A 17,945-nucleotide genomic window follows, 5' to 3' on the forward strand; every position below is an offset into this window, starting at 1 on the left:
CTGCACATCACCATCGAAACCACCACGCTCACTAGCAAACTCGTCACCACCGCCTACGATCACGGTCTCGCCCGGCTCATCCTGCACGAGGTCGGCCATCTCGACGGGCGCTGTACCGGGCGCGAATGCGACCCGGCGTCAAGCCGATCCCGATCGAAGAGTACAAACAGACCGGACGCCAATGGACTTACCGGTAATCACCGCCACTGCCGCCGGATCCGGATGTCTCAACCGGCTACTCGTTCGCGGAGTGAGGTCCAGGCGGGTGTCCGTATCGAGCCGGAACCGGCAGTAGGGGTCGACGTTGGACCAGAACAGCGGGCTCAGGGCGCGGCACTCCCTGTCGCCGACCAGATCATGAAACTCCGGATCCTCCAAAACCGCTTGTAGCAGAAGCCTATTGATGTGCACCATCGCCGATTGCAGTAGGTCGGGCCGGTACAACCGGATCGAGCCGATGTTCTTCAGCCGGGCGGACTGCCGAGTGGACATCTTCGGTGGGCACGCGCGAACCCTGAGCAGAAAGGCCGATCCAGCACAGCCTCGACCTACCGGCCGACGCGGCTCACCCGCGCTGATCGGGTGAGGACGGGCGCCAGGACTCTCGGGTGGAAGATCCGGACCGGCGAATCGATCATGTTCGCCACACGCACGAAGCGGATAAGCACCTTCGGATCACGCGCCGCGAGCGCATGCACCCGTCCGAAGTACCAGTTCATGAACGGGGTTCCGAACGGCGCATCACCCTGTGTTCCAGGCCAGTTCATGTCCTCCCCGGCGGCCATCCTCCAGGGCGCCTCGAGCCTCCTCGGCACCCTCTTCAGGAAATGGTGGGCCATCGCATCGATGCCCTCACCCTGGTGGACAGCCCGTTCGAGACACTCCCGCAACGTCATCGCATCCAGGGCGCTGGTCGTCATTCCCTGGCCGTAGATCGGGTTGAAACTGCACAGGCTGTCGCCGAGCACGATCAGACCACCCGGGAACCGGCGCATCCGTTCATAGTGCCTGCGGACGTTGGCGCGGAACTTGTACCCCGCGATCGGGGTCAAGGGCTCCGCCTCGCGCATGAACGTGTAGATGTCGGGCGCCTCGAGGTTGCGCGCGAATTCGAGAAGGCCGTCATCGTCGCGCGGCGGGTGATCACCGTTCCAGCCGCCGAGCATCACGATCCAGCGCTGACCCTCCACGGGGAAGATGACACCCAGCCGTCTTCCGTCCGGCGGCGTGGGCGCGATGATCAGCGCCTTCCACGGGCAGTCCTCGAGCGGCGGTCGGGCATAGAACCGTGTCGCGTAGCCGACATCGACGTCGATGACCGACATCTCGGGTCGGCCGTATCCCAACTCCTCGAGCCAGCGCGGCGTCCGGGAACCGCGCCCGCTCGCATCGACCACCAGGTCGGCGGCCACAGTCTCCTCGGTGGCGCCGGCTCGGCGCGACTGAACCACCACCCCAGTGACCCGGCCCGCCGTGGCGTCGGTGGCGAATCGCTTGACGTAGCAACGCTCGACGAGGTCGATGTTGGGGATCTGGCACACCCGCCGACGGATGTGCCATTCGAGGAACGGTCGGGTCTGACACGTGATGAAGATCCCGCTCGGTACCCGCAGCTTCCACACGCCGCGGTGGTACCAGGCGAAGTCCTTCGTCATTTCGACTTCGGCCGATCCGCCCTCGATCAGTTCGGAGGTGAGACCGGGGAAGGACTCCTCCATCAGGCTCAGGCCCCGTTTCCAGATGCTGTGGACGTGGCGGCCCTGGGGAACTCCCATACGAGGTTCGGCGCCGTCGACCAGGTGATCCTTCTCGAATATCGTGACCGTATCGAAGTAGTCCGCCAGGACGCGGGACGCGAGCAGGCCGGCGATGCTGCCACCGATGACGACGGCGTGTGCGTCCCGGCGTGGGGCGTTCGTGCGCCGCGATCGCATTGATTGGGCGACGCGGCGACGCAGGGCGATGTTGCGGTTCATGGTGACACTCCCGTCTACGGGACATTCCCACCGTGATCCCCGCACCCGCACGCCACCAGGCCCCCTGGGGTGACCTTCCCTCACCCGAGGGTGAGTACATCGACCCCTAGGTGGGCGCTACTTCGAATCGACCCTCGAACGTCCGGTCACCCACGCCGGTCGTCGGCCGTGACGGCGAGGCCGATGGTGCCGGTCTTGCCTCGGCGCAGGAGGCTGCCTTTCATCGTGAGCCAGCCGAGGATGCCGTATTTGCGGGCGATCACGTCCCGCGTGTGATCGGTGCCGGCGGCGTCGAGGATGACGGCGCGGGCGGAAACCTCGGGGCCCTTGGGCTTGCCGCGAGCGTCGCACGCGGCCACCGTCACCTCAGGGTTGCGGCGGATGCGTTTGACCTTGTAGGAGTCGGTGATCGTCCACATCAGCAGACGGTCCCCGTCGGCGGCGGCCCACAGCGGCGTCGCCACCGGGGTGCCGTCTTTCCGAAACGTGGTGAGCAGGACATACTTCGCGGACGACACCCGGTCGAATTCTGTGGTCACCGGGCCCATGCTAGACCGAACTGCGGAGCAGGGCGGTTGGTCAGTCCCCTTCGAGTTCGCCTTCGGTCTCGAGGTACACCTGCCGCAGGCCGTCGAGGGTCTGCTGCTCGGGGTGCTCCCACATGTCCCGCTCCGCCGCCTCGAGGAGGCGTTCGGCGATGCCGTGCAGGGCCCACGGATTGGACTGTTCCATGAACTTGCGGTTCTGCTCGTCCAGCACGTACGACTCGGCGAGTTTCTCGTACATCCAGTCGGCGACGACGTTGGTGGTGGCGTCGTATCCGAACAGGTAGTCGACGGTGGCCGCCATCTCGAACGCACCCTTGTAGCCGTGGCGGCGCATCGCCTCGAGCCACCGCGGGTTCACGACGCGGGCGCGGAACACCCGGGACGTCTCCTCCGACAGGGTTCGGGTACGCACCGATTCGGGTCGGGTGCTGTCGCCGATGTATGCCTCGGGCGACTTCCCGGTGAGCGCCCGCACGGTCGCGACCATTCCGCCGTGGTACTGGAAGTAGTCGTCGGCGTCGGCGATGTCGTGTTCGCGGGTGTCGGTGTTCTTGGCCGCCACGGTAATTCGCCGGTATGCGGTCCGCATGTCGTCGGCGGCGGGTGCGCCGTCGAGTCCGCGGCCGTACGCGAAACCACCCCACGTGGTGTACACGTCGGCGAGGTCGGCGTCGCCGCGCCAGCTCTTGGAGTCGATCAGCTGCAGCAGTCCGGCCCCGTAGGTGCCCGGCTTCGACCCGAAGATGCGGGTGGTCGCCCGCCGTTCGTCGCCGTGCTCGGCGAGATCCGCCTGCGCGTGTGCGCGCACGAAGTTGCTCTCCGCCGGTTCGTCCAACGCGGCGACGAGCCGGACGGCGTCGTCGAGCAACGCCAGGACGTGGGGAAACGCATCACGGAAGAAGCCACTGATCCGGACCGTGACGTCGATACGCGGCCGGCCCAGTTCCTCGAGGTCGATCACCTCGAGGTTCACCACGCGGCGGCTCGCCTCGTCCCACACCGGACGCACACCGAGGAGCGCGAAGACCTCGGCGATGTCGTCTCCGGAGGTGCGCATTGCGGACGTGCCCCACACGGACAGACCCACCGAGCGCGGCCACTCTCCGTGATCGGACTTGTAGCGGTCCAGCAACGATTCGGCCATCGCCTGGCCGGTCTCCCAGGCGAGCCGGGACGGTACGGCCTTCGGGTCGACGGAGTAGAAGTTGCGGCCCGTCGGGAGCACGTTGATCAGCCCGCGCAGCGGCGAACCGCTCGGCCCGGCGGCGATGAAGCCGCCGTCGAGTGCGTGCAGCACCTGCGCGATCTCGTTGTCGGTCTCCCGCAGCCGGGGCACCACCTCGGTGGCGGCGAAACGGAGAATCTTCGCGACGGTGGCGTCGGCGGTGAGCGTGTCGGCGGCGTCCGGTTCCCAGTCGGCGTCGTGCATGCCCTGCACCAGTGCGTGCGCCTGCTGCTCGATGTCGTCTACGCGGGTACGGGATTCGTCGCCGTCCTCGCTGAGGCCGAGCGCCTCGCGGAGTCCGGGGACGTTCTGCTCGCCGCCCCACATCTGCCGGGCGCGCAGCATCGCGAGCACCAGTTCGACCTCGGCGTCGTCGCGGGGGGCCGCACCGAGGATGTGGAGGCCGTCACGGATCTGGACGTCCTTGATCTCGCACAGCCAGCCGTCGACGTGCAGCAGCATGTCGTCGAACACGTCCTCGTCGGGACGTTCCTGCAGTCCGAGGTCGTGGTCCATCTTCGCGGCGCGCATCAGCGTCCAGATCTGCTGGCGAATGGCCGGCAGCTTGGACGGGTCGAGCGCGGAGATGTTCGAGTGCTCGTCGAGGAGCTGCTCGAGTCGCGAGATGTCGCCGTAGCTCTCGGCGCGGGCCATCGGCGGGATCAGGTGATCGACGAGCGTCGCGTGGGCGCGGCGCTTGGCCTGCGTGCCCTCCCCCGGATCGTTGACCAGGAACGGGTAGATCAGCGGCAGGTCGCCGAGCGCGGCGTCGGTGCCGCACGACGCGGACATGCCGAGTGTCTTGCCGGGCAGCCATTCGAGGTTGCCGTGCTTGCCGAGATGGACAACGGCGTCGGCGCCGAAACCGCCGGCGGCGGCATCCGCGGCGATCCACCGGTAGGCGGCGAGGTAGTGGTGGCTCGGTGGCAGGTCCGGGTCGTGGTAGATCGCGACCGGCTTCTCCCCGAATCCGCGCGGCGGCTGCACCATCAGCACGAGATTCCCGAACTGCATTGCGGCGATGACGATTTCACCGGCGGGATCCTGCGAGCGGTCGACGTACAGTTCGCCCGGCGCCGGTCCCCAGTGCTCCTCGACGCCCTCGCGCAGTTCCGCGGGCAGCGCCGAGAACCACTCGCGGTAGCGGGCGGCGGAGATCCGGATCGGGTTGCCCTCGAGCTGTTCCGCGGTCAGCCAGTCCGGGTCCTGGCCGCCGGCGGCGATGAGGGCATGGATCAGCGCGTCGCCGTCCTGGGCTGCGAGACCGGGCACTGAGTCCGGCCCGTCCGCGGGGCCCAGGTCGTATCCGGCGGCTCGCATCTCGGTGAGCAACCTGATGGCACTGGCCGGGGTGTCGAGACCGACGGCGTTGCCGATGCGGGCGTGCTTCGTCGGGTACGCCGACAGCATCAGAGCGATCCGGCGGTCGGATGCGGGGATGTGCCGGAGTCGGGCGTGCCGGACGGCGATGCCCGCCACCCGGGAGGCGCGCTCGGCGTCGGGAACGTAGGTGGAGAGACCGTCGGCGTCGATCTCCTTGAACGAGAACGGCACCGTGATCAGCCGGCCGTCGAACTCGGGGACCGCGACCTGGGTGGCGACGTCGAGCGGCGACAATCCGTCGTCGTTGGACTCCCACGACTCACGGCTGCTGGTCAGGCACAGTCCCTGCAGGATCGGCACGTCCAGCGCGGCCAGAGCGGCGACGTCCCACGCCTCGTCGTCGCCACCGGCCGAGACGCCGGCCGGCTTGGTGCCGCCGGCGGCGAGCACGGTGACCACCATCGCGTCCGCCCGGCGCAGCGTGTTCAGCAATTCCGGCTCGGCGGTGCGCAGCGACGCACAGAAGATCGGCAGCGGAGTGCCGTCAGCCGCCACGACGGCGTCGCACAGCGCCTCGATGTAGCGGGTGTTCCCGGCCAGGTGCTGGGCGCGGTAGTAGAGAACGGCGATTGTGGGGCGCTCCGGGTTCGCATCGGGAGCGAACGGCGCGACACCCCAGCTCGGCAGGTGGACCGGCGCCTCGAAACCGTGACCGGTCAGCAGCACGGTGTCCGACAGGAAGTGATGCAGCTGGGCGAGGTTGTCGGCGCCGCCCTCGGCGAGATAGTTGTGTGCCTCCGCCGAGACACCGGCGGTGACGGTCGAGCACTCCATCAGTTCGGCGTCCGGGGCATGCTCGCCGCCGAGGACCACCACGGGCAGTCCGCTGGCCAGGACCGCGGCGAGGCCCTCTTCCCACGCCCGGCGGCCGCCGAGGATGCGCACCACGACCAGGTCGGCGCCGTGGAGCAGCCCCGGCAGATCCTCCTCGACCAGCAGCCGGGCCGGGTTGGCCCAGCGATAGTCCGCCCCGCTGGCGCGTGCGCTGAGCAGGTCGGTGTCGGAGGTGGAGAGCAGCAGGATCACGTGTGGAGCCTTCCTGGGGGTGTCGCGCCCCGTGGCAGTGGTCCCGTGCGGAACCGTAGGTCGGAGGACGGCAGGTGAGGGTCTGGCTCGCCCACCGGTTTCGGCGAGCTCACAGTGGCGCGACCGCGCCGGATTTTCACCGGCTTCCTCTCCTGCTGCCGCAAGTGCTGGTGATGCTACCTGGGGCCGGACGTAACCTGGGACCATGGTCGACTCCCGTTCCCGCCCCGATGCATGCCCCGGCGCGCTGCAGGTCCACCAGGCCGCGGACGGTGCGCTCGCCCGGGTGCGCCTCCCCGGAGGTGTGCTGACCTCTCCCCAGCTGCAGACCCTCGCGGAATCGGCCCGCGACCTCGGGAGCGGCGAGATCGAACTGACCTCCCGCGGCAACGCGCAACTGCGGGCGGTCCGCGACCCGCAGGAGTTCGCCCGCCGCCTCGCCGACGCGGGCCTCCTGCCGTCGGAGACGCACGAACGGGTCCGCAACATCCTCGTCTCACCGCTGACCGGCCGGATCGGTGGTCTCGCGGACCTTCGGGATCTGGTCGACGAACTCGATCGGACGTTGTGCGCGGACTCCGCGTTGGCGGACCTGCCGGGCCGCACCCTGTTCACCCTCGACGACGGGCGCGGCGACGTCTCGGCGCTCGGCGGCGATTTCGGCGTCCATGCGGTGAGCGAGACGGAGGTCGCCCTGGTTCTCGCCGGTCGCGACAGCGGCGCCCGGGTCACGACGACGGAATCGGTGACGGTGCTCCTCGACGCCGCCCGCGTCTTCCTGGAACTGCGCGATCAGCACTGGCGGCTGTCCGAGATCGCCGACGGTGCCGAACGGACCCTGTCGGCATTGGCGCTCGCACCGACCGCCGACCCGGTGAGCGGGTTCGACGAGCATCGGCCACCGATCGGATGGCTGGACCAACCGGACGGCACCGTGACCCTCGGCGGCGGTCTCGCGTTCGGGACCCTCGACGCCCGGCTGGCGGAGTTCCTCGCCGCGGTCGAGAAGCCGGTGATCGTCACGCCCTGGAAGTCGGTGTTGCTGTGCGATCTCGACGAGTGGTCCGCCGAGCAGATCGTGCGGGTCCTCGCCCCGATGGGCCTGATCTTCGACGAGAACTCACCGTGGCTGAACGTCAGCGCCTGCACCGGGCAACCCGGCTGCGAGAAAGCGCTCGCCGATGTGCGGGCCGACGCGCGGGACGCCGTCGCGAGCGGCGAACTCCCGGTGGAGGGCCGACAGCACTGGTCGGGCTGCGAGCGGTGCTGCGGGCGGCCCAAGGGTGAGGTCGCCGACGTCGTCGCCACGGAGACGGGTTACCGGGTTGAGGAGCCGTGACCGCGGTGCCTCTATCGTGAGCGAATGATCGAGTACATCCGAGACGGCGCGGAGATCTACCGCCAGTCCTTCGCCACGATCCGCGCCGAGGCGGATCTCAGTGCCTTTCCCGAGGACGTCTCGCAGGCCGTGGTCCGCATGATCCACGCGAGCGGTCAGGTCGACCTCGTCGACGACGTCGCGTTCACCCCCGGTGTCGTCAAGGCTGCCCGCGCGGCGCTGGCGGGCGGCGCCCCGATCCTGTGCGACGCGCAGATGGTCGCCGCCGGCGTGACCCGGAAGCGTCTCCCCGCGGACAACGAGGTGCTCTGCACGCTGCGCGACCCCCGGGTCCCGGTGCTGGCGGAGCAGATCGGGAACACCCGTTCGGCAGCCGCCCTCGAATTGTGGGGCAGCAAACTCGAGGGTGCCGTCGTCGCGATCGGCAACGCCCCGACCGCGTTGTTCTACCTCCTGGACATGATCGAATCCGGCGCACCCCGGCCTGCCGCGATCGTCGGCGGTCCGGTCGGTTTCATCGGTGCGGCGGAGTCGAAGGAAGCGCTGATCGAGCACCCGAGCGGACTCGACTATCTGCTGGTCCGCGGCCGCCGGGGTGGCAGTGCCATCACGGCTGCGGCGCTGAATGCGATTGCGAGCGAAGTCGAATGAGCTCCGAAGAGCGGGTGACCGGCAAACTGTGGGGCGTCGGTATCGGACCGGGTGACCCGGAACTGGTGACGGTCAAGGCCGCGCGGGTCATCGCCGAGGCCGATGTGGTGGCGTTTCACAGCGCCCGGCACGGCAAGAGCATCTCCCGCGCGGTCGCGGCGCCGTACCTGCGTGAGGGCCAGATCGAGGAGCATCTCGTCTACCCCGTCACCACCGAGACCGTCGACCACCCCGGCGGATACCAGGGGGCGATGGACGAGTTCTACGAGGAGGCGTCGCAGCGACTCGCCGCCCACCTCGAAGCCGGCCGCTCGGTGGCGCTCCTCGCCGCAGGCGACCCGCTGTTCTACAGCTCCTACATGCACATGCACAAGCGGCTCGCGCACCGCTTCGAGGCGGAGGTGATTCCCGGGGTCACGTCGATCAGCGCCGCCTCCGCCGCGCTGGCGATGCCGCTCGTCGAGGGCGAGGAAATCCTCACCGTCCTGCCCGGAACGCTGCCGCGCGGCGAGCTGACGCGGCGCCTGCGGGAGACCGACGCCGCCGCCATCCTGAAACTCGGACGCACCTACCCGGCCGTCCGGCAGGCGTTGAAGGACTCCGGCCGCATCGACGAGACATGGTACGTCGAGCGGGCCAGCACGACCCGGCAGAAGATCGACGCCGCGGACGACGTCGCGGACAGCGACGTCCCCTACTTCTCGATCGCCATCGTGCCCAGCCCGTCGAACGCACGCCGCGACGACGCGGCACCGAAGGGTGAACTCGTCGTCGTCGGGCTCGGTCCCGGCGATCAGGCATGGACGACACCGGAAGTGCAGCACGAACTGTCACTCGCCACCGACATCGTCGGCTACGGCCCCTACATCGACCGGGTCCCCGAACGTCCCGGTCAGCGCCGCCACTCCAGCGACAACCGCGTCGAGGCCGAACGCGCCGCGATGGCACTCGACCTGGCGAAGAACGGGGCCCGCGTCGCCGTCGTGTCGTCCGGTGATCCGGGTGTGTTCGCGATGGCCGCCGCGGTGCTCGAAGTCGCGGCCGAGGAGCAGTGGCGCGGCGTTCCCGTGCGCGTCCTGCCCGGTATGACCGCCGCGAACGCCGTGGCGAGCCGGGTCGGCGCACCCCTCGGGCACGACTACGCCGTCCTGTCCCTGTCGGACCGGCTCAAGCCGTGGGACGTGGTGGCGCAGCGCATCTCCGCGGTCGCGAGCGCCGACATGGCCTTCGCCGTCTACAACCCCGCGTCGAAGTCACGCACCTGGCAGGTCGCCGCGATGCGCGACCTGGTTCTCGAGCACCGTTCCCCCGACACCCCGGTGATCATCGGCCGCGACGTGGCCGGCGCGCAGGAGTCGGTGCGGGTCGTGCGGCTCGCGGACCTCGACCCGGCCGAGATCGACATGCGGTGCCTGCTCATCGTGGGCTCCTCCATGACGACCGTCGTCGAGAACGAGCACGGGACCCGGGTATTCACGCCCCGACGTTATCCGGGTTGAGTACCTCACTCGACGCGGCCGGAGCGGAGTTCGGTCACCGCGATCCGGGCGGCGTGCCCGATCGCGGCATCGACCACCGGTAGCACGGGGTCGGTTCGGGCGGCACGGGTGAAGACGGCGACCGCGACGGGAGTCTCACCGGGAAACGTCACGACGGCCACCTCGTTGCGGATGGCGCCGATGGTCCCGGTCTTCCCGGCGACGTCCACCTCGGAGTACGGGAACCCGGACCGGATGCGGTGCTGCCAGATCTGCGCGGACATCACGTGCCGGACGAACTCGCCCTGCGGTCCGGGCACCGCCCGTCCGGTCCAGATCGCGTCGAGAAGCGAGGTCATCTCCCGTGGAGTCGTCGCGCTCGCATACGACGGGTCGTAGGCGGACACCGTCCACGCCTCGTCGTTGTCGGCGAGTGCCGCGAATGCTTCGGCGGTGGTATGCGCGTGGGCGTCGATCACCAGACTGCGGTGCGCATCCGCTGTGCCGCCGATGATGCGCGTGCTCGTCATGCCCAGCTCGGACAGCGCCTGCTCGACGCTCTCCAGTCCCACCTGCCCGAGAACGAGGTCGGCGGCGGCGTTGTCGGACACGGTCATCATCGACAGCGCCAGATCCCGCCAGCTCAGCACCACTGGGTCACGGAACGTCGACACCCCGGTCGGCCCCGGGGTGCAGTCGGCCGGGCTGACCCGGACGGTCGCGGTCGGCGACAACTCCCCGGATTCGAAAGCGCGGCACAGGGCGACGAGCAGCGGAAGTTTGTAGACCGATGCCAGCACCACGAGGTCGTCCGCGCCGACCGCGATGTCACCCCCGGCGTCGATCGGGGGGCCGACGCGGCGGGCGTGCAGCCATCCGGTGCACCCGGCGTCGGCGAAGACGTCACGGATCCGCTTCTCCGCCGACGGGGTCATCGATCGGCCCGCAGCAGCACCCGGTCGAGGGCGGCAGCGGACGGTGCCACGTCGGCCCCCGAGCGCCACACGATGCGCAGGCGCAGCGCGACGTCTTCGCGCAGCAGATCGACCCAGGCCACACCGGGCATCACCGTCGGTGCCGTCGCCGTCACTCCGAAATGACCGCCGGCGGCCACATGCGTGAGAATCTCTCGCGGACCCGGTGCGACCTCGATGTCCGGGTCCACACCCCGGGCCCGCCACACGTCGACGAACAAATCGTGGGCAGGCGGATTGTCCGAGCGTGGACCGGTTGCCAGCGCCAGCCCGCGCAGCATCCGGACCTGTGCCTTCTTCGCGACTGCGGCCGGGTGGTCGTCCGGCACCACCACCCAGCGCCGAAGCTTCAGCACCGGCCCGCTGTCGAGACCGGTGAGCAGAGCTGGATGTTCGACCACGGCGACGTCGAGACTGCCCGTGCGGACGGCGTCCACGAGTTCGGTGGTGGACGCCGTAGTCGTCACTACCCGGGTGGGCCGGGTCTCGTCCGCGTCGCGAAGGGCACGGACACACCGAACCACCACACCGTCGGCCACCGAGTGCGGGACACCCCATCGCACCACCCTGTCGCGACCACCGGCGATGCGGTGCGCCTCGTCCTCGAATCGGGCCGCGTCGGCGACGAGAAGCCGAGCACGCGGGAGCAATTGGCGTCCGGCGTCGGTGAGCCCGACTCCTCGGGCACTGCGCTGAACCAGCTCCGCGCCGAGTCGCTGTTCGAGCCGCCGCACGCCCTGTGACAGCGGCGGTTGCGTCATCCCGAGCCGGGATGCGGCGTTGCCGAAATGTCCCTCCTCCGCAACGGCGACAAAGAAACTCAGGTGGCGGAGCAGATCCATGGCGACCATTGAACCAGTTCCGACCGTCCCCATCTGGCCACGTCACCGTTTCCGGGCACAAAACGTTGCCCTGAACTGGGGTGATAGCGCACCCGACTCGCGACGACGCCGCTTTCGTCTTTGCGCTATGAGTGTCCGCATCCGACATTGGATCCATGCCCACACACCGAAATCATCCGAAGCCCAGGCGCACCGGTCGTCGAGGTGCCGTCGCTCTCGCGCTGGCGCTGCCCTTACTGCTCGGGGCGTGCACCGCCACCGCGGAGCACGCCCAGCCCACGACGTCGGTGGCTGCGGTACCGGATCGCCGGTCCCTCGACGCGACGATCGACGCCCTGGAGGCGCAGTACTCCACACGGATCGGAGTGACGGCCGTCAATCCCGCGACCGGCGAGGTCTACAGCCACCGGGGCGACGAACGGTTCGCGATGTGCTCGACGTTCAAGGCCTACGCGTCGGCCGCGGTTCTGCGCAAGACCGAGGACGGGTCGACGTCACTCGACAAGACGGTCGTGATCGAACCCGGCGACCTCGTCGAGAACTCGCCGGTCACTGCCGCAGCGGTCGGCACCCCGATGACCTTGGGGCAGATCGCCGAAGCAGCCCTGACGCAGAGCGACAACACTGCCGGGAACTACCTGCTCCGGGAGATCGGTGGTCCGCAGGCGGTCACAGCCCTCGCCCGGGACGTCGGCGACGGGAGCACGCGACTGGACCGGTGGGAGACCGAACTCAACACCGCATTCCGCGACGATCCCCGGGACACGACGACTCCGAACGGCCTCGCACAGGGCTTCCGGGCGCTGCTCCTGGGAGACGCGCTCGACGCGGCGAGCCGCGATCAGCTTCTCGAGTGGATGCGGGCGAGCAAGACGTCGGACAAGCGAATGCGCGCCGGTCTGCCGGCCGGGTGGACTGCCGCCGACAAGACCGGTGGCGGCGGGTTCGGCACCGCCAACGATGCCGGTGTCGCGTGGAGTCCGGACGGCGCCCCCGTCGTCCTCGCCATCCTCACCGACAGCCTCACGAATCAGGAAGGTGCGCAGGGAAACAACCAGGCGATCGCCGACACCACCGCGACCGTCATCGAGGGCTTGACTGCGCCGTGAGCCATCTGTGCAGAGACACCGCCAGTTCGACGGGAGCGTCGAACTGGATCAGGTGCCCGGCGCCGTCGATGACCTCGAGCGTCGAACCCGGAACGAGGCGCGCGAGTTCCTCGGCTCGGTCGACGGGGATCCAGGCGTCGTCCCTCCCCCACACGACCGCGACAGGAATGTCGATCGACGCATACCGATCCTGGATCTCGTCGGTGTATCGCTCGTCGGCCTCGGCGATCTGCCGGTAGAACGCGACCTGACCCTCCTCCGACAGCCACGGCGCGGTCAGGAGAGCCATCTGAGCGGGGGTCAGGCCGCGGTGGGTCGCGCCCGCGATGTAGGCCTCGAGAGCACCCCGGTGCACCGCTGCCGGTTGCGCGGCGAACACGTCGGCGTTCTCCGCGACGAGCCGGAAATAGTCCGAGCCCCACGGCCGCAACGCAACCACGTCGACCAGGGCCAGCGAGGCGTACCGGGCACCGTGCACGAGATTGGCGCGAAGCGAGACGGCGCCCCCGTAGTCGTGGGCGACGACATGGGGTGCGTCGAGGTTCCAATGCCGGAGGAGGTCGGCGAGGAGTTCACCCTGCACACCGAGATCGACGTCGTGGGCGCCGTCCTTCGACGACTGCCCGTATCCGGGCATGTCCCACAGGTAGACCGAGAACTCGGCAGCGAGCGCGCGTGCGAACGGCCACCACAGCTGCGACGACCACGGTGTCCCGTGGCACATCACCACCGCAGGACCGTCCCCGAACCTGTCCCACGCCACCGATCTGCCACGCCATTCGAACGTCTGTGAGAGCTCCACACCCGCAGTGTGCCATCAGCGGTGGAACCTTCGCTTCACCTCTTCACCCGCGGGGTCGCCGGTCTTCGTCCCGAGGTCGTCGGGGCCTTCGTCCAGAGGAACGAACGCACACCCGACGACGCCCCGGTCGACGTAGGTTCGGGATGTGAGAAACGACGAACGCGAACGGCGGGCGCGGAGCTTCGGGCAGGTAGCCGAGCTGTACGACCGGTGGAGGCCCGGCTACCCCGATGCCCTCTACGACGACGTGCTCTCCCTCGCGCCCGCCGGCCGGGTTCTCGAGTCCGGTGCCGGTACCGGTCGGGCAACGCTCGGCCTCGCGCAGCGCGGGGCGTCGGTTCTCGCGATCGAACCCGATCCTGCAATGGCCGCCGTCGCCAGGCGGCGCACCCAGGGCTGGAGTGTCGAGGTGCAGGAGTCCGCTTTCGAGGACTGCTCCGTCGCGGCCGCCGCATACGACCTCGTCGTCGCCGCCCAGTCGTGGCACTGGGTCGATCCGCAGCGCGGCGCGGCCGTCGCAGCCCGGGCTCTCCGGAAAGGCGGTTCGCTATGCCTGTGGTGGAACCGGCCCCGCGACCTGTCCGGTCCCACCTGGGACGCCATCGATGACGCCTACGCCGAATACGCCCCCGAACTCGATCGCCGCGCCGCGTCGCGCCTGCAACCCGACACCGAGGAGCAGGCCGCGCCGGCTGCCGGCTTCACTCCGTGGGCGTCCCGCACCTATAACTGGACGAAATCGTACGACGCCGAAAGCTACACCGGTCTGATGCGCACGCAGTCCAATCACGTTTTGCTACAACCTGATCAGCGGGAAAAATTGCTCGCAGCGATCCACACGGCCATCACCGATACCGGCGAAGGCTGTCTCGTGTACCCGTACCGAACCTTGCTCTTGACTGCGGGGGTGAGGCAATAGATGGTGCGTCGACTGACGGAGCGAGTTGTTGCTAGCTGACGATGTCGTGACCGCACATCGCGCGGCGCAGAGGCCTCTCTGCCCTGGCGACGCGCCGCCCGGCCACAGTCAACATCGGGCGTGGAATCCCGATACCCATGACCGGCACGCCCGTCACATACCCTTCCCTGTAGAGGTAATTCGACGCATCGGCCACTTCGTCCCGGGTCAAGGGCGCAGGCGCCCAGCCGACCGCCTCCCCGATGGCCTCCGCGTCCAGAATCGGACTTCGGTACCCTTCCGTCGCCTTCGCGAGAAGCCAACCCAGAACAGCGTCACGAACCGCCCATTGACGATCGGTAGCTGCATTCACATTTCAGTCCTCCGGTAGATGCCGTTGATGCTTGCATGCACCATAGCCACCGGCAAGGAATAAGCAAGTTCGTGAGCTTTCCTGCGGTTCTTGGGATCTCACGAAGTTCCAAATCCACCGCGGCACGACGGTCGCGGCCCGGCGACTCGGCGCTCGTGTGGTCCTGGCCGTGCCAGGTGCCGAGTGGACTTATCTACTTTCCTGGGTATGGTCGGGATCAGTTCGTGGTTGCCACTTCCGAAGATGGAGCGACAATGGCTGACAAATCCGCCGTCAAGAGTTCGAAACAGTCCGCACGCGCCCTCAAAGAGCGCCGGGCGGAGAAGCGGGCGAAGGCCCTGGAGTCGACTGAGATCATCCGAAAGCGGAAGGGCTGAAATCGCATTGAAGGTTCACGACTTGCTCAGTTGGCGATGAAGGGCACCACCGTCCCAATAGTCGGTGCTGGAAATGATGTGGTTGCCTCTCACTTCCAGCAGCTGCACTCCGGCCAAGTATAGGCTTTGCCCTTTCGGCTCGTACGAGCCCAAGCGGCCATTCAGATGACCGGATAGTCGGTAGGTCACCGCCGCACGGTTTTCATTGATGAGAATTTCATCGAGGTTCCACTGCACGTCGGGAAATGCTGCGAAGAGCCCAACGAGACCAGCGGCGATCCGCTCCGGTGTGCGGTGGTCTGCGCCGACTGCGATATCACGATGCCGACATAGCGGAGCGTAAAGCTTTGCGGCGTCCGCGGGGCGGTGGTTGTTGTATGCCGTGTACAGATCGGTCACGAGCTGGGTGAGTAAGGCCATGAGAAGTGTCTCCTTTGGTTGGCAATCTTCGACGTTGCGCACACTGTGTGCCCTCCGACTCTCCGTTCCACGCATCGTGGAGGAGCGAGCGGATCGGTTGCAGATCCAGCGGCCGAGGACTGACAAGTTTCTCGGCCACAGCCGCTTCCGCGACTGCATCGATCTGGTCCCGCGTGACGCCGATGGCTCGGAGTCCTGTCGGTGTGCCGACCGACCGGGCCAGCGACCAGACATTGTCAGCGAGTTTCGCCGGGTCACACTTCATCGCCTCGGCCAAACGCGCCATGATATCGGGGATCGCCGGTTGCAGGTACCGGATGATGTATGGCAGGACGATCGCGTGGGTTTCGGCGTGGGGGGCGTCGCACATTCCTCCGAAGAGATGACACAACGCGTGATGCACACTGGTGCCCACCGTGCCCAGCGCGACGCCGGCGAGGCAGGCGGCGATGAGAACCTCCCCACGGGGTGCAGGGTCGGTTGTGGTGTACGCCCGATGCAGGAAACGCTGGAGTCGGCCCGCACCATCGAGAGCCAGTGCGTCGGTGATCGGGTCATGGTTCGTCGCCCACAATGCCTCGGCGCAGTGGGCCAAGGCGTTCATCCCGCTGGGACCGACGATCGAGGCGGGCAACGCGGTCAGGAGCTGCGGGTCGTAGACGACGATCTTCGGCAGAGCCGCACGATCGCGGGCGGTCTTCTTGCCCGTTCCGCTGGTGAGCCCGTAGATGGGCGTCGACGTTCGGCTTCGCGCTCTCGGGGCAGGTTCGAGCGGCCGCCCGCCTGCCATAACCTGCCGAGACAACTGCCTCGACACTGTGAGAGCGGCCGAGCACTGCGTTCGCGGAGCGCACCCGGCCCGCAGTGACCTCTCGACGTATGCGTGTCGAGGAGACTGGGCCTCCGGCGATGTTGAGTAAGTCGACTTTTCGGGCCTCGAATCCCAACCTGCGGCCGGTTGCGTCGAGGGTCGAGGTGTTGCCTGCTGCGCGATATCCGTAGCGGAAGTTGGCTCCGACGGACACCGACCGCGCGCGCAGTCGAGTCGCGAGCAGATCAGTCGCGAAATCTTCGGCAGAGGTCTGCAGCAGGAAAGGGCTCATGGGGAGCGCAAGGACGAAGTCGAGGCCGCAGTCGGCTTGCAGCCCGAATTTGCGGTCGAGACTGGTCAGCACGGCGGGCTGACGTCCCGGGGAAAGGATTGTCGACGGGTGCCGGTCAAACGTCACTGCACCGACCAGTAGTCCAAGCGTGGTTGCTCGGCACGCCGCTCTACCTTGTCCGGTTGATGACGATGCAACGCAGGGAAAGATGCTGGCGGCGACCAACCGATCACCGATGAGGGTCGCGCACCTTCACTTCATGGTCACCGCGGATGGCCTGCGGACCCTCGTCACGCACATCTTTGTCGCGGGTGACCCGCAACTCGAACGCGGGGACAGCGTGTTCGGTGTGAAGGACTCCCTGATCAAGAACTTCGTGGAGCAACTCCCAGGCACACCCACCCCCGATGGGCGCCACATCGGCGATCGGACCTGGTATCGATGCGATTTCGACATAGTTCTTGCACCAGAACAGTTTGATTCTTGCTGACCCTGAATACATACCTGCATCAAGAAGGACGACGAGGCCCACCCGACCCGTCCGGCACACAGAACGTACACAAACCTTGACTCGGATACCTACCGTCCGAGTAAACTAGGACAATAGCAATCCAAGTTAAGGAGACGGGCATGAAGATCGTCATTTTCGGAACTGGACTCATCGGGAGTCAGGTCGCGTCGAAGCTGAGGGAGTCCGGACACGACGTCGCGGCACTCGGTCGCGGCGACGGTATCGACACCACCACCGGCAAGGGAGTCGCGGAGGCTGTGGAAGGCGCCGACGTCGTAGTGGACCTCACCAACTCGCCGTCATGGGAAGACGACGACGTCATGGCATTCTTCCGCGAATCGACGAACCACATGCTCGTCGCCGAAGAGGCCGCCGGCGTCGGGCACCATGTCATCCTGTCCATCGTCGGCGCCGACCGGCTCCCCGACTCCGGATACATGCGCGCCAAAGTCGCCCAGGAAGATCTGGTCAAGTCCGGCCCCGTCCCCTACTCGATCGTGCGATCGACGCAGTTCTTCGAGTTCATCGCCGGCATCGCCGACGCAGGCGCTGTCGGCGACACGGTTCATGCGACCCCGGCACAGCTCCAGCCGATTGCCTCGCACGACGTCGTAACCCGTGTAGCCGAAGTCGCCGTCGGTGCGCCGTTGGGCGGCACGGTCGAGATCGCCGGACCTGAACCGCTCGGAATCGATGAACTCGTCCGACGGCTGTTCGCCTCGACCGGCGACCAGCGAACCGTGACGACCGACCCCGACGCCGGCTATTTCGGCGCCAAACTCGATGACGCTGCGATCACTCCGACCCCTGGCGCCAACGCCTGGATCGCACCGACCACGCTGGACGAGTGGTTGCGCGAACACCTGAAACGATGACGCAACACCACCCCGCAACACCGACACAGGGGTGT

The 17,945-nt window shown here is 67.8% G+C and carries 16 protein-coding genes, 2 pseudogenes and 1 riboswitch; of the genes and pseudogenes, 8 read left to right on the top strand and 10 right to left on the bottom strand.

What is annotated here, in order from left to right; genetic code table 11:
- Positions 1-548 precede the first annotated feature (548 nt).
- The 3 genes from ACFVJ3_RS17215 to ACFVJ3_RS17225 form a co-directional block, all read right to left on the bottom strand.
- On the bottom strand, positions 549-1,976 hold the full coding sequence (locus ACFVJ3_RS17215) for an FAD-dependent oxidoreductase (RefSeq protein WP_378453175.1): 1,428 nt from the start codon (positions 1,974-1,976) through the stop codon (positions 549-551).
- A 146-nt stretch (positions 1,977-2,122) separates the two neighbouring features.
- Positions 2,123-2,524, bottom strand: coding sequence for a PPOX class F420-dependent oxidoreductase (locus ACFVJ3_RS17220; protein WP_378453176.1), 402 nt, complete (start codon positions 2,522-2,524; stop codon positions 2,123-2,125).
- Between the two features lie 31 nt (positions 2,525-2,555).
- Positions 2,556-6,158, bottom strand: coding sequence for a cobaltochelatase subunit CobN (locus tag ACFVJ3_RS17225; RefSeq protein WP_378453177.1), 3,603 nt, complete (start codon positions 6,156-6,158; stop codon positions 2,556-2,558).
- Between the two features lie 55 nt (positions 6,159-6,213).
- Positions 6,214-6,357, bottom strand: a riboswitch (cobalamin riboswitch).
- A gap of 6 nt (positions 6,358-6,363) precedes the next feature.
- On the opposite strand from ACFVJ3_RS17225, the gene cobG reads away from it, so the two are divergent.
- Genes cobG through ACFVJ3_RS17240 form a run of 3 tightly spaced genes read left to right on the top strand, consistent with a single transcriptional unit; the run spans position 6,364 to position 9,647 of the window.
- The gene (cobG, locus tag ACFVJ3_RS17230; RefSeq protein ID WP_378453178.1) at positions 6,364-7,497 is read left to right on the top strand and encodes a precorrin-3B synthase; all 1,134 of its coding nucleotides are present in this window, start codon (positions 6,364-6,366) and stop codon (positions 7,495-7,497) included.
- Positions 7,498-7,521: 24 nt separating this feature from the next.
- The gene (locus tag ACFVJ3_RS17235) at positions 7,522-8,148 is read left to right on the top strand and encodes a precorrin-8X methylmutase (RefSeq protein ID WP_378453179.1); all 627 of its coding nucleotides are present in this window, start codon (positions 7,522-7,524) and stop codon (positions 8,146-8,148) included.
- A complete protein-coding gene (locus ACFVJ3_RS17240) occupies positions 8,145-9,647 on the top strand; it encodes a precorrin-2 C(20)-methyltransferase (RefSeq protein WP_378453180.1) in 1,503 nt (500 codons plus the stop codon). Before ACFVJ3_RS17235 ends, ACFVJ3_RS17240 begins: the two co-directional genes overlap by 4 nt.
- A gap of 5 nt (positions 9,648-9,652) precedes the next feature.
- Here ACFVJ3_RS17240 and ACFVJ3_RS17245 read toward each other — a convergent pair whose 3' ends face one another.
- Together ACFVJ3_RS17245 and ACFVJ3_RS17250 are read right to left on the bottom strand one after the other, a co-directional pair.
- Positions 9,653-10,561, bottom strand: coding sequence for a serine hydrolase (locus ACFVJ3_RS17245; RefSeq protein WP_378453181.1), 909 nt, complete (start codon positions 10,559-10,561; stop codon positions 9,653-9,655).
- A complete protein-coding gene (locus ACFVJ3_RS17250; RefSeq protein ID WP_378453182.1) occupies positions 10,558-11,451 on the bottom strand; it encodes a LysR family transcriptional regulator in 894 nt (297 codons plus the stop codon). The genes ACFVJ3_RS17245 and ACFVJ3_RS17250 overlap by 4 nt, the downstream gene beginning before the upstream one ends.
- 146 nt (positions 11,452-11,597) lie before the next feature.
- Between ACFVJ3_RS17250 and bla the strand changes: the two genes are divergently transcribed.
- Positions 11,598-12,551: a class A beta-lactamase gene (gene bla / locus ACFVJ3_RS17255; protein ID WP_378453183.1), complete on the top strand. Its 954-nt coding sequence runs from the start codon at positions 11,598-11,600 to the stop codon at positions 12,549-12,551.
- Here bla and ACFVJ3_RS17260 read toward each other — a convergent pair.
- The gene (locus ACFVJ3_RS17260; protein WP_378453184.1) at positions 12,526-13,353 is read right to left on the bottom strand and encodes an alpha/beta fold hydrolase; all 828 of its coding nucleotides are present in this window, start codon (positions 13,351-13,353) and stop codon (positions 12,526-12,528) included. The two genes, bla and ACFVJ3_RS17260, sit on opposite strands and share 26 nt — an antisense overlap.
- 145 nt (positions 13,354-13,498) lie before the next feature.
- Between ACFVJ3_RS17260 and ACFVJ3_RS17265 the strand changes: the two genes are divergently transcribed.
- Positions 13,499-14,272 (top strand): class I SAM-dependent methyltransferase, encoded by a 774-nt coding sequence (locus tag ACFVJ3_RS17265; protein ID WP_378453185.1) that lies wholly within the window; start codon positions 13,499-13,501, stop codon positions 14,270-14,272.
- Between the two features lie 31 nt (positions 14,273-14,303).
- Here the strand turns inward: ACFVJ3_RS17265 and ACFVJ3_RS17270 are convergent, their stop codons facing one another.
- Positions 14,304-14,624, bottom strand: a complete 321-nt coding sequence (locus ACFVJ3_RS17270; protein ID WP_378453186.1) for a serine recombinase — start codon at positions 14,622-14,624, stop codon at positions 14,304-14,306.
- Between the two features lie 254 nt (positions 14,625-14,878).
- Here ACFVJ3_RS17270 and ACFVJ3_RS17275 point away from each other — a divergent pair, with 254 nt between their 5' ends.
- The gene (locus ACFVJ3_RS17275; protein ID WP_378453187.1) at positions 14,879-15,001 is read left to right on the top strand and encodes a hypothetical protein; all 123 of its coding nucleotides are present in this window, start codon (positions 14,879-14,881) and stop codon (positions 14,999-15,001) included.
- A gap of 15 nt (positions 15,002-15,016) precedes the next feature.
- Here ACFVJ3_RS17275 and ACFVJ3_RS17280 read toward each other — a convergent pair whose 3' ends face one another.
- The 3 genes and pseudogenes from ACFVJ3_RS17280 to ACFVJ3_RS17290 all read right to left on the bottom strand — a co-directional run.
- Complete coding sequence (locus ACFVJ3_RS17280; RefSeq protein WP_378453188.1) at positions 15,017-15,421, bottom strand: ester cyclase; 405 nt, start codon at positions 15,419-15,421, stop codon at positions 15,017-15,019.
- Entirely contained in the window at positions 15,318-16,211 is an 894-nt protein-coding gene (locus ACFVJ3_RS17285) for an iron-containing alcohol dehydrogenase (protein ID WP_378453189.1), read from the bottom strand. The genes ACFVJ3_RS17280 and ACFVJ3_RS17285 overlap by 104 nt, the downstream gene beginning before the upstream one ends.
- A 103-nt stretch (positions 16,212-16,314) precedes the next feature.
- A pseudogene (locus ACFVJ3_RS17290) lies at positions 16,315-16,749 on the bottom strand (hypothetical protein); the annotation flags it as partial.
- Between ACFVJ3_RS17290 and ACFVJ3_RS17295 the strand changes: the two are divergent.
- Together ACFVJ3_RS17295 and ACFVJ3_RS17300 are read left to right on the top strand one after the other, a co-directional pair.
- Positions 16,697-17,014 (top strand): annotated as a pseudogene (locus tag ACFVJ3_RS17295) (hydroxyquinol 1,2-dioxygenase); the annotation flags it as partial. The pseudogenes ACFVJ3_RS17290 and ACFVJ3_RS17295 sit on opposite strands and share 53 nt — an antisense overlap.
- 140 nt (positions 17,015-17,154) lie before the next feature.
- Positions 17,155-17,910, top strand: coding sequence for an SDR family oxidoreductase (locus tag ACFVJ3_RS17300; RefSeq protein ID WP_378453190.1), 756 nt, complete (start codon positions 17,155-17,157; stop codon positions 17,908-17,910).
- The last annotated feature ends 35 nt before the right edge of the window (positions 17,911-17,945 follow it).

The sequence above is a fragment of the Rhodococcus sp. NPDC127593 genome (assembly GCF_042671975.1).
In the GTDB taxonomy this organism is placed as follows: Bacteria; Actinomycetota; Actinomycetes; order Mycobacteriales; family Mycobacteriaceae; genus Rhodococcus_F.